Origin of the sequence: Plantibacter sp. ME-Dv--P-122b, from assembly GCF_030209375.1 — a bacterium.
GTDB lineage: Bacteria > Actinomycetota > Actinomycetes > Actinomycetales > Microbacteriaceae > Plantibacter.
This window is the reverse complement of sequence record NZ_JARVSC010000007.1, coordinates 1-11,596: the sequence shown is the minus strand read 5'-3', so window position 1 is coordinate 11,596 and position 11,596 is coordinate 1. Positions and strand designations below refer to the sequence as shown.

Below are 11,596 nucleotides of genomic sequence, written 5' to 3'. Positions count from 1 at the left end.
AGAGCCCCGTCCGACGGCGTCGGCGCACCGGGCTGTGGACAAGGTCCACCCGCCGCCGGCCTGTGGAGCGGAACGCAGCATCAGGACCCTCCGTCACCGGCTATCCTGGGAGCATGGCTCAGAAGGACGCGCCCCCGGCGGCGCAGAAGGAACCAGGGCGGATCAAGCAGCTCTGGCAGGTGTTCCAGCTCACCCGTCGCCACGACAAGGCGGCGCAGTGGTTGATGCTCGGCGGCTTCATCCTGCCGGTGCTCATCGGTGTCGCGGTCGCGCTGCTGTTCTCGGCGGGCAACATCTTCGCGCTCGTCATGTGGATCATCGCGGGTGTGCTCGCCGGTATCCTCGCAGCTCTGTTCATCCTCACCCGGCGTGCCGACAAGGTCGTCTACACGCAGATCGAGGGTCGGCCGGGCGCGGTGGGCCAGGTGCTCCGGGCTGCTCCGCGCTCATGGCAGACGAGCGAGATGCCCGTCGCCGTGAACCCGAAGACCCAGGATGCGATCTACCGGGCCGTGGGCCGTGGTGGCGTCGCACTGATCGCCGAAGGACCCCGATCGCGGACCTCACGCCTGCTCGAGGACGAGAAGCGCAAGGTCACCCGCATCCTCCCGAACGTGCCCATCACGGTCTTCCACGTCGGCCCAGACGCCGACTCGGTGCAGCTCCGTCAGCTCTCCGGTGCCCTCCGGAAGGTCAAGAAGTCCCTGACGAACCCCGAGGTGCTCGCGGTCAGCAACCGTCTGTCCTCGTTCGGCACCCAGCTCCCCATCCCGAAGGGCGTCGACCCGATGCGGGTCCGCCCGCAGCGCGCGCGCTGACCCTCCGACCCGGGAACACCCCGGGTGAAACGAACGGCCGCCCTCCATCAGGAGGGCGGCCGTTCGCGTTTCCGGCTGCGTTCAGCGCACCCGCAGGAGCACGGTGCCGGCGACCTTGTCATGGAAACCACGCTGGTCCGAGTCCCAGACGAGCGCTGGAACGAGCACGCAGAGGAGCACGGTCCGCACGGCCGGCCGCCAGAGCCCGACCCAACCGCCGGTCAACGGCATGAGACGCATGCCGCAGAGGCGATGGCCGAGACTGCCGCCGATGGTCGGGATGAACACGAACTGCATGACGGCGAAGATCACGAGCGTCGCGGTGGCGTCGTAGGCGAAGAACGCGATGGAGAGGACGACCGCCAGAGCCCAGTCGATGACGAGGGCGGTGATCCGCCGACCGACCCGCGCGATCGACCGGACGCCGCTCTCCGGGAGTCCCAGGCGTTCACCGGGGAAGGCGCTGGGAGGAAGCTCTCCGAAGGTCCGTGGATTCTGCGGGGTGTTGGGCACTGTGCCATTCTATTCGGGCGGGGATTCTCGTAACATCCACGAAACATGGGTGTCATGGCGGGGTAACCCCCTCCCCGTAGTCTCACAGTTGGCTGCGCTGTGCAGCCTCTCTGTACCAACCCCATTTGGAGCCATTCACATGTTCAGTGATTCTTCCGAAGTGCTCAAGTTCATCAAGGACACCGATGTCAAGTTCCTCGACATCCGCTTCACGGACCTTCCCGGCGTGCAGCAGCACTTCAACATCCCGGCCAGCACCGTCGACGAGGAGTTCTTCACCGTCGGCCAGCTCTTCGATGGTTCGTCCATCCGTGGCTTCGCCAACATCCACGAGTCGGACATGCAGCTCATCCCGGATGTCTCCACCGCTTACATCGACGCCTTCCGTGCCGAGCGCACGCTCATCATGGTGTTCGACATCTACAACCCCCGCAACGGCGAGATCTACTCCAAGGACCCGCGTCAGGTCGCCAAGAAGGCTGAGAAGTACCTCGCCTCGACCGGCATCGCCGACACCGCGTTCTTCGCCCCCGAGGCCGAGTTCTACATCTTCGACGACGTCCGGTACGAGGTGAACCAGCACTCGAGCTTCTACTCGGTGGACTCCGAAGAAGGAGCCTGGAACACCGGCCGCGCCGAAGAGGGCGGCAACCTCGGCAACAAGACGCCGTACAAGGGTGGCTACTTCCCCGTCAGCCCCGTCGACAAGCAGGCCGACCTCCGCGACGACATCAGCCTCAAGCTGATCGACGCCGGCCTCATCCTCGAGCGTGCGCACCACGAGGTGGGCACCGGCGGCCAGGCCGAGATCAACTACCGCTTCGACACCATGGTCGCCGCGGCGGACGACATCCTCAAGTTCAAGTACATCGTGAAGAACACGGCCGAGCTGTGGGGCAAGACCGCGACCTTCATGCCGAAGCCGCTCTTCGGCGACAACGGCTCGGGCATGCACACGCACCAGTCGCTGTGGAGCGACGGCAAGCCGCTCTTCTACGACGAGAACGGCTACGGCGGCCTCTCCGACCTCGCCCGCTGGTACATCGGTGGTCTGCTGAAGCACGCCCCCGCCGTCCTGGCGTTCACGAACCCGACGGTGAACTCGTACCACCGCCTGGTCCCCGGCTTCGAGGCTCCCGTCAACCTGGTCTACTCGGCCGGTAACCGCTCGGCGTCGATCCGTATCCCGATCACGGGCACGAACCCGAAGGCCAAGCGCATCGAGTTCCGCGCGCCCGACGCCTCCGGCAACCCGTACCTCGCGTTCGCCGCCCAGCTGATGGCCGGCCTCGACGGCATCAAGAACCGCATCGAGCCGCACGAGCCCGTCGACAAGGACCTCTACGAGCTTCCCCCCGAGGAGGCCAAGAACATCCCGCAGGTGCCCGCATCGCTCGGCGCTGCGCTCGAGGCACTCGAGGCGGACCACGAGTTCCTCCTCGCCGGCAACGTCTTCACGCCGGAGCTCATCGAGACCTGGATCCAGTACAAGCGCGAGAACGAGATCAAGCCGCTGGCCCAGCGCCCGCACCCGTTCGAGTTCGAGCTGTACTACGGCGTCTGACGACACCTGCCGAACCACGAACCGCCCGTCATCCTCTCGGATGGCGGGCGGTTCGCGTTGCGCGGCCTGAGTTGCGGCAGATCGTCGCTCCGGGCCCGGGTGAGCGACGATTCGCCGCATCTCGGCTCAGATGCCGTAGAAGCCGTGCTCGAAGACCGTCCGGGCGCGCCGGGTGGCCGCGAGGTAGTCCTGTTCCAGGAGACTCGCCGATCCGGTCGGGTACTCCAGGAGTCGCGCCACACCCTCCAACTGTTGTCGGTCGCTCGGCAGCACGTCCTGCGTCTTGTTCAACCACAGCGTCATGGCCGAGCGGATCCGCGAGGCGAGGATCCAGGCCTCACGGAGTCGTTCTGCGGACTCCCGATCGACGAGATCCGCTTCCACCGCCGCGTCGAGCGCTCGGAGCGTCGAGGTGGTCCGCAACGACGGCACCGCCGCGCCGTGCTCGAGCTGGAGGAGCTGCACGAACCACTCGACGTCGCTGAGCGAGCCGCGCCCGAGCTTCAGGTGTCGCGTCGGGTCAGCGCCTTGCGGGAGCCGCTCGTTCTCGACACGTGCCTTGATCCGTTTGACCTCGCGCACCGACTGTTCGCTGATCGCGGCCGGGTAGCGGACCGTGTCCGCCACCTCCGTGAACGCCTCGATGAGCTCGGTGTCGCCCACGACTCCGGCGGCGCGGAGCAGCGCCTGCGCCTCCCAGGTGAGGGACCAGCGCGCGTAGTAGTTCCGGTAGGAGTCGAGGGACCGCACGAGCGGGCCGTTCTTCCCCTCGGGACGGAGGTCGAGGTCGAGGTCGAGCGGGAGCCGGGCGTCCTCGCTCAGACGCTTGAGCTCTGCGGCGATCGCTCCGGCCTGCCGCTGTGCATCCTGGGTGTCGACCCCGTCCTTCGGCCGGAACACGTAGAGGACGTCGAGGTCCGAACCGAGTCCGAGCTCTGCACCGCCGTAGCGGCCCATGGCGATGATGGCGAACTCGATGTCGGCTCCGAGTCCCCCGATGCGTCTGACGGCGCCGAGGAGCCCTGCGAGCGTCGCCGTCGACACGTCCGTGAGCCCGGCGGCGAGGCCCTGCACGTCCAGCATGCCGACGGTCGACGACATCGCCAGCCGGAGTACTTCACGTCGCCGTACTGCGCGGATGGCGGCGGCTGCGGTATCGGGTGAATCGTGTCGTCTGAGGATGGCGGCGATCTCCTCGCCGAGCGCGGCCGAGGAGCGCGGGAGGAGGTCTTCGTCGCCCGCGAGCCAAGCTGCCGACTCGGGGATGCGGTCCATGAGCTCGCCGATGAACCGGGACCCCGAGAGGACCCGTGTGAGCCGCTCGGCCGCGCCCGAGGAGTCGCGGAGCATCCGCAGGAACCAGTGGGACTCGCCGAGGGACTCGCTGAGCCGACGGAACGCGAGCAGTCCGTAGTCGGGATCGGCGCCGTCCGCGAACCAGCCGAGCATGACGGGGAGCAGATGCCGCTGGATGTTCGCGCGCCGTGACACGCCTGCGGTGAGCGCCCCGATGTGAGCGAGCGCGCCGCGGGGATCGACGAAGCCGATCGCCGCGAGTCGCGCCTCCGCCTGACCGCTCGTCAGACTGAGACCGCTCTCGGGCAAGGCCGCGACGGCCGAGAGCAGCGGCCGGTAGAACAACCGCTCATGCAGCTGCCGGACACCGTGCTTCGTGGTCTCCCATCGCGTGACGAGGGCCTGTGCGGTCGTCGCGAGCGTGCTCGATCGGGCCAGGGATCGGAGGGACGGCTCGTCGCGCGGCATCATGTGCGTGCGCTGCAGTCGCGTCAGCTGCAGGCGGTGTTCGAGCACGCGCAGCAGGCGGTAGTCGTGAGCGAACTCCTGCGCCTCGGCGCGACCGATGTACCCGGCGGTCGCGAGGCCGTCGAGGGCGGCGAGGGTGCCGCGTTGATGCACGGAGTCGTCGAGCTGTCCGTGGACGAGCTGGAGGAGTTGCACCGTGAACTCGATGTCGCGGAGCCCGCCTGGGCCGAGCTTGAGTTGATAGTGGACGTCCTCCGCGGGGATGTGTTCGGTGACCCGTTCGCGCATCCGCTGGACCGATTCGACGAACCCCTCGCGGGACGCACTCCCCCACACCTTCGGCTGCACCGCCTCGATGTAGCGGGCACCGAGCTCGGGATCGCCGGCGAGGGCCCGTGCCTTGAGGAGCGCCTGGAACTCCCAGCTCTTCGCCCAGCGGTCGTAGTACACGAGATGCGACTCGAGCGTGCGGACGAGGGCGCCGGCCTTCCCCTCCGGGCGAAGGTTCGGATCAACCTCCCACAGGCTCGGCTCGAGACCCGCCTGTCCGAGACCGCGCATGGTGAGGACCGCGAGCCGGGTGGCGATCTCGACGGCACGCCCGTTGTCGAGCGCCTCCTCGCCGTCACCCGACCCCTCACCGACGAAGATGACGTCGACGTCGGAGACGTAGTTCAGTTCCCGAGCGCCGGCCTTGCCCATGCCGATGATCGCGAAGCGGGTGGCGGCGACCTCCTCGCGCGGGTATACACCGGGACCTCTCGGGCCACTCGTCTGCGTCCGGGCGACGGCGATGGAGGCCTCCAACGCACCTGCTGCGAGGTCGGAGAGGGCACTGGCGACCCGGTCGAGCACGACGATCGGATCCGGGGCGCAGAGGTCGAAGAGGGCGACCTCGGCGAGCAGCCGTCGGTAGACGACGCGGATCGCGTCCCAGGCCGGCTCCTCGACGATCGCGGCGAAGCCGTCCTCGGCACCGACGCTCGCGAGCAGTTCGTCGCGCGCCTCCTGGAGCGTCGGGACGCGGGTCACCGGCAACTCGAACACCGACAGCTGGTCGGGGTGGCGGAGGAAGAAGTCGATGAACCCCTGCGAGGCGCCGAACAGTCGGAACAGTCGCTCCGCCGAGGCCTGGTCCGCCAGGAGCGCTGACAGCTCGGCGGGTGACTTCCGACCGACCATCAGCACACCGACCAGAGCGGCGTCGGGGTCGGCCGCGACGGCGAAGGACGGCGACAGCAACGCCGGATCGAGCTGGACGAGCTCGGCGAGCTCGTCCAGCCGGTCACGGGCCTCACCCAGACCGGTGAACCCGAGTCGGGCGAGCGTGCTCAGGGAGATGTTCTCGCGGACCATGCGACCGACCGGTCCCCTCGTTTAGAGCATCTCCAGGTTGCTGGCCAGCTCGAAGGGGGTCACCTGAGCCCGGTACTCGTGCCACTCCTGTCGCTTGTTGAGCAGGACGTAGTTGAACACCTGCTCCCCGAGCGTCTCCGCCACGAGTTCGGAGCCCTCCATGAGGCTGACGGCGCGATCCAGGCTGGCGGGCAGCGCGTTGTATCCCAGCGCACGGCGCTCGGTGTCGGAGAGGGTCCAGACGTTGTCCTCGGCCTCCGGTGGGAGCTCGTAGCCCTCCTCGATGCCCTTCAGCCCAGCGGCGAGCATGAGCGAGAAGGCGAGGTACGGGTTGGCGGCGGAGTCGATGGCACGGTACTCGACCCGAGCGCTCTGGCCCTTGTTGGGCTTGTAGAGCGGCACGCGCACGAGTGCCGAGCGGTTGTTGTGGCCCCAGCAGACGAAGCTCGGAGCCTCGGACAGCTTGTTCGGGCCGACGCCGCCCCAGAGTCGCTTGTAGGAGTTCACGAACTGGTTCGTCACCGCGGTGATCTCAGGAGCGTGCGTCAGCAGTCCTGCGATGAACTGCCGGCCCGTCTTCGAGAGCTGGTACTGCGCACCCGCCTCGTAGAAGGCGTTCGAGTCACCCTCGAACAACGACATGTGCGTGTGCATGCCACTGCCGGGCTGGTGGACGAGCGGCTTCGGCATGAACGTCGCGTAGACGCCCTGCTCGATCGCCACCTCCTTCACGACGGTGCGAAAGGTCATGATGTTGTCGGCCGTCGTCAGGGCGTCGGCGTACCGCAGGTCGATCTCGTTCTGGCCCGGGCCCGCCTCGTGGTGGCTGAACTCGACGGAGATCCCGAGGTCTTCGAGCATCCGGACGGAACGTCGACGGAAGTCGTGCGCGGTGCCACCGGGCACGTTGTCGAAGTAGCCCGCCGAGTCGACCGGCTCCGGTCCGTCGACGCCGTACTGCGACGACTTCAGCAGGTAGAACTCGATCTCGGGGTGCGTGTAGAACGTGAACCCCATGTCGGCGGCCTTCGCCAGGGTGCGCTTCAGGACGTTCCGAGGGTCGGCGACGGCGGGCTGGCCGTCCGGCGTCGTGATGTCGCAGAACATGCGCGCAGTCGGGTCGATCTCACCGCGCCACGGCAGGATCTGGAAGGTCGTCGGATCGGGGTGGGCCAGGAGGTCGGACTCGTAGGAGCGGCTGAGTCCCTCGATCGCCGAACCGTCGAAGCCGAGGCCCTCGGAGAACGCGCCTTCCACTTCGGCGGGGGCGATCGCGACGGACTTGAGGGTCCCGACGACATCGGTGAACCACAGCCGGACGAACTTGACGCCCCGCTCCTCGATCGTGCGGAGAACGAAGTCGCGCTGCTTATCCATCTGCCCCTCTTCCTTCGGCCGGCGGCCCGTGTCTAGGCTACTGGCTCCGTCCCCGTTCCCGCTCATCAGCGCGCGCCGGGCGTGGGCGATCCACGGCTCACCACCAGGCGAGGACGAAGAGTGCGGTCCAGCCGGCCGTCGCCGCCCAGAGCACTGAGAGGGCGGCGATCCGCAGCCGCAATCCACGGTGGGCACCCTGCCAGACGGGCACCAGCCCGAGACAACTCACGAGCAGGGCGATGGAGAGCCACGGCAAGGCCGCGGGCACTCCGACGAGAGCGATCGCCGGGTTCGACACAGCCGCACGGACGAGCACGACGGCTCCCCCGATCGCCCACGTCGCTCCGAAGACCGGAGCGATCCCCAGCAGCAGACCGTCCTGCACCGGCTGGCGCCGAAGCGCCTGGGTGATCAACCGGTAGCCCCACGCCACGGACCATCCGATGGCCACGAGCCCGAACAGGATGGGCAGCACCAGCAGGAGCCACCTGCCGCCGGCGTCCGACGACTGCAGCTCGGCCCATCTCGGGCTCGCCGCGACATCGGCTCGGTCGACGACGACGACGGCCGCGTCGTCGGTGTCGCAGAGCGCCGCCCGATAGCTCGCCGGATCGCTGAGCCACGCGCGCACCGCGATCCGGGCGCATGCACTACTGGCCGAGGGGACGGCACCCGACCCCGGGAAGGCCGCCACGAGGACCGCTGCGGCGCCATCTGCCACAGGCGAGGCGAGGGCGGCAGCCTGTTCCGGGGCTTCGAGCACGAGCACCGACGTCCCGATCGCTGCGGGTGCCGGCGTCGCCGCCACAGCGAAGGACGAGCAGGCAGCGGCCGCGACGTCCTCGAGCAGGCTCGTCGTGGTCGCCTCCGCATCCGAGCGCTCGATCGAACCGGGCCAGCCCGTCGTCGAACAGCCGAGCACGCGGTCGACGATGTCGCCTGGGTCGGTCAGCTCGGCGATGGCAGCGTCCGTCACGGGGTCCAGTACCGTCCTGTCGCCGTCCGCGACCGAGCTCAGGATCACCGGGAGTGCCGACTGGGCGGTGGGTTCGGACAACGCGTGTGAGGCGATCGCCAGGAGTGCGTCACCGCCGAGGGTGATCGTATGCGCGCCGGAGGTGCGGTGAGGTTCGGCGACGAGCGCGTCGGTGGCGGCGGTGAGTATCCCGGCGGAACGTGTCGGCTCGCTCGGCGCGGTGTCCGGGTTCCTCGACTCCGGTTCCTCAGCGGCGGCGGCCTGTGGTGACGCCGGCGGGGACGGAGCGGGACCCTGCGGCTCGACGCCGCGCGTGTGGACCACGGCGAGGGCGGCCGCCACACCGCCCGCGGAGACGATCCCGGGTGCACCCAGGTCGGGGCCGTCGAGGACGACACCGTCGACACCACTCGGATCGACGTCGGACGCCGCGAGGGCCACGCCGGCCGACGAGCCCACGGCCAGGATGGTCCACCGGTCGTAACCGAGCTGCTGCCGGAGGTCGCGGAGGTCGGCCGCCGCGGGCGCGACGCCGAAGTCGGTCGGCACGACGCCGTCCTCCTGCCAGGCCGCGGTGCAGGAGGCGAAGGCGGCGCCGACCGCGGCGACGCGGGTTGCACGGTCCCCATCAGCGCCGAGCGACGCGCGGATGGCGGCGGTCGCCGGAGCACAGTCGAGCGACGGCGTGGCGTCACGACCGCCCCGGCGTTCGACGAACACCACGTCGCGGTCGGCGGCAAGCCCGCCCTCGACCGCGAGCTGCTGGATGTCGAGCGTCGAGAGAGCCGACCCGCCGGCGAGATAGACGAGCGGCGGTCGCCCGGTCTCGAGGGCGGCCGGCACGAGCACGTACGGCAGGGTCGCTTCCGCCGAGTCCGGCACCGCGCGCGACAGGGGCACCGTCAACACGCCGCAGCGGGAACCACCGGGGACCGCGGTGACGCATTCGGCCGCGCTGACCTCCGCGGCGACCATCGGCGCTGCACCGGCGGGCGACGCCGACATGAGGAGGAGTCCGAGGGCAACGGCCGCGACGGCACCTCGTCCGATGGCGATCGGTCGCCTCCATGGACGGTCGATCGTGTGCATGTTCCCCCCGCTCGAGCTTCATCGCTCGGCCCATCCTGGCGGATCACACCACGCCTGCGGAAGAGGGCTGACCCGCTATCCGCTGGTGACGCGACTGGGTGGCTCAGTCCTCGGCAGCCTCGTCGGCGTCCCACTTCGCGCTGTTGGCGCGCAGGCGCTCCAGGGCATGCGAGGCCTCTGCAGCCGTCTCGAAGGGACCGACGCGGTCCACGACACTCGACTCGAAGCCGAACTCGACCTGACCGGTCTTCGTGTTGTACCAGTACTGCTCGGATGGTTCCTTCGCCACGGCGCGTCTCCCCTGCTCGGTTAGGCTTGATCCTATGCCTTTCGACACCGCAGGTCACCTGATCCCCGGTCGCGTCGGCCGCCCGCGATCGGTGCCTGACACCATCGTGCGCCCCGAGTACGTCGGTCGCGCCGCACCGGCCACCGACACCCGGGGTGACCTGTACTCGGCTGAGGAGATCGAACGCATCCGGGTCGCCGGGACCATCGCCGCCGACGCGATCCAGGCGGTCGGCGCGGCGGTGCGTCCCGGGGTGACCACCGACGAGCTGGACGCCATCGGACACGCGTTCGTCATCGGCAAGGGCGCCTATCCGTCGACCCTCGGATACCGCGGCTACCCCAAGTCGATCTGCAGTTCGGTCAACGAGGTCGTCTGTCACGGCATCCCCGACGACACCGCCTTGCGCGACGGCGACCTCGTGAACATCGACATCACGGCCTACCTCGACGGGGTGCACGGCGACAGCAACGTGACCTTCCTCGTCGGCGACGTCGCCGACGACACACGCCTCCTCGTCGAGCGCACCAGGGAAGCCCTCAACCGAGGGATCAAGGCCGTCGCCCCCGGCCGACAGATCAACGTCATCGGTCGTGCGATCGAGTCCTACGCGAAGCGGTTCGGGTACGGGGTCGTCCGCGACTTCACGGGGCACGGCGTCGGCCGGTCCTTCCACTCGGGCTTGATCGTCCCCCACTACGACGCGGCGCCCCTGTACGACACGGTGATGGAGCCCGGCATGGTGTTCACGATCGAGCCGATGCTCACGATCGGCTCCCAGGACTGGGAGCAGTGGGACGACGACTGGACGGTCACGACCCGAGACCGGTCGTTGACCGCGCAGTTCGAGCACACCCTCGTCGTCACCGAACGCGGCGCCGAGATCCTGACGCTTCCGAGCCCGATCGACACCGACGCAGCGCCCGCGGCGCTCTAGGCTGGACGCATGACGAACGCAGCTCCCCGGTCCGCCGTCGGCATCGATATCGGAGGGACCGGCATCAAAGGTGCGGTCGTCGATCTCACGACTGGTGCCCTCCTCACCGATCGGGTGAAGATCCCCACGCCGAAGGGTGGCGAGCCGAAGGACATCGTCGTCACGGTGCGCGAGGTGCTCGAGCAGCTGTCCCCGGCCTCGGACGGACTCCCGCTCGGTGTCTGCTTCCCCGCGATCGTCCGCAACGGCCGGACGATGTCCGCGGCGAACGTCTCCGACGCCTGGATCGGCCTCGAAGCCGAGCAGCTGTTCGAGCAGGGCCTCGGGCGTGAGATCACCTTCGTGAACGACGCCGACGCGGCCGGATACGCCGAGACCGAGTTCGGGGCGGCCAAGGGTGCCAGCGGTCTCACGATCCTGACGACCCTCGGCACCGGCATCGGCACGGCGCTCATCTACAACCGCACGCTGATCCCGAACGCCGAACTCGGGCACCTGGAGATCGACGGCAAGGACGCTGAGACACGGGCGTCCTACGCGGTCAAGGAGCGCGAGGACCTGAGCTGGGAGAAGTGGGCCAAGCGCCTCCAGAAGTACTACGAGCGCCTCGAGTTCCTCTTCTCGCCCGATCAGTTCGTGGTGGGCGGCGGCGTGTCCAAGCACGCGGACCACTTCCTGCCGCTGCTGAAGCTCGACACCCCGATCATCCCCGCCGTGCACCGCAACAACGCGGGCATCCTCGGCGCAGCCGCGCTCGCCGCGGGCCCTGCCGAACGCATCGCCTGAGTGCTGCGGGGCGCTGCCCGCGACGGTCGTCTCAGCGCGACCGCCGCGGCGCCTTGGGTGTGAACGGGTCGGCCGGTACGCCGGGTTCTGTCCCACGCTTGCGCGGATGTCGCAGTACGGCTCGACG

General features: G+C 68.9%; 9 protein-coding genes. 4 read left to right on the top strand and 5 right to left on the bottom strand.

Annotated features, from left to right (window positions below):
- Window positions 1-113: 113 nt before the first annotated feature.
- Complete coding sequence (locus tag QRN19_RS14680) at window positions 114-818, top strand: DUF4191 domain-containing protein (protein ID WP_071260054.1); 705 nt, start codon at window positions 114-116, stop codon at window positions 816-818.
- 81 nt (window positions 819-899) lie between these two features.
- On the opposite strand, the gene QRN19_RS14675 is transcribed toward QRN19_RS14680, so the two are convergent.
- Window positions 900-1,331, bottom strand: a complete 432-nt coding sequence (locus QRN19_RS14675) for an RDD family protein (protein WP_285027802.1) — start codon at window positions 1,329-1,331, stop codon at window positions 900-902.
- 139 nt (window positions 1,332-1,470) lie between these two features.
- On the opposite strand from QRN19_RS14675, the gene glnA reads away from it, so the two are divergent.
- The gene (glnA, locus tag QRN19_RS14670) at window positions 1,471-2,895 is read left to right on the top strand and encodes a type I glutamate--ammonia ligase (protein WP_056005986.1); all 1,425 of its coding nucleotides are present in this window, start codon (window positions 1,471-1,473) and stop codon (window positions 2,893-2,895) included.
- Window positions 2,896-3,021: 126 nt separating this feature from the next.
- Here the strand turns inward: glnA and QRN19_RS14665 are convergent, their stop codons facing one another.
- The 4 genes from QRN19_RS14665 to QRN19_RS14650 all read right to left on the bottom strand — a co-directional run bounded on the left by QRN19_RS14665 (window position 3,022) and on the right by QRN19_RS14650 (window position 9,746).
- On the bottom strand, window positions 3,022-6,015 hold the full coding sequence (locus QRN19_RS14665) for a bifunctional [glutamine synthetase] adenylyltransferase/[glutamine synthetase]-adenylyl-L-tyrosine phosphorylase (protein ID WP_285027799.1): 2,994 nt from the start codon (window positions 6,013-6,015) through the stop codon (window positions 3,022-3,024).
- 21 nt (window positions 6,016-6,036) lie between these two features.
- The gene (locus tag QRN19_RS14660; RefSeq protein WP_079705870.1) at window positions 6,037-7,392 is read right to left on the bottom strand and encodes a glutamine synthetase family protein; all 1,356 of its coding nucleotides are present in this window, start codon (window positions 7,390-7,392) and stop codon (window positions 6,037-6,039) included.
- A 97-nt stretch (window positions 7,393-7,489) separates the two neighbouring features.
- Window positions 7,490-9,457 (bottom strand): hypothetical protein, encoded by a 1,968-nt coding sequence (locus tag QRN19_RS14655; protein WP_285027794.1) that lies wholly within the window; start codon window positions 9,455-9,457, stop codon window positions 7,490-7,492.
- 103 nt (window positions 9,458-9,560) lie between these two features.
- Window positions 9,561-9,746: a hypothetical protein gene (locus QRN19_RS14650; RefSeq protein WP_064293764.1), complete on the bottom strand. Its 186-nt coding sequence runs from the start codon at window positions 9,744-9,746 to the stop codon at window positions 9,561-9,563.
- 34 nt (window positions 9,747-9,780) lie between these two features.
- On the opposite strand from QRN19_RS14650, the gene map reads away from it, so the two are divergent.
- Together map and ppgK are read left to right on the top strand one after the other, a co-directional pair.
- On the top strand, window positions 9,781-10,683 hold the full coding sequence (map, locus tag QRN19_RS14645; RefSeq protein ID WP_285027793.1) for a type I methionyl aminopeptidase: 903 nt from the start codon (window positions 9,781-9,783) through the stop codon (window positions 10,681-10,683).
- 9 nt (window positions 10,684-10,692) lie between these two features.
- Entirely contained in the window at window positions 10,693-11,469 is a 777-nt protein-coding gene (gene ppgK, locus QRN19_RS14640; protein ID WP_085510829.1) for a polyphosphate--glucose phosphotransferase, read from the top strand.
- Window positions 11,470-11,596: the final 127 nt, after the last annotated feature.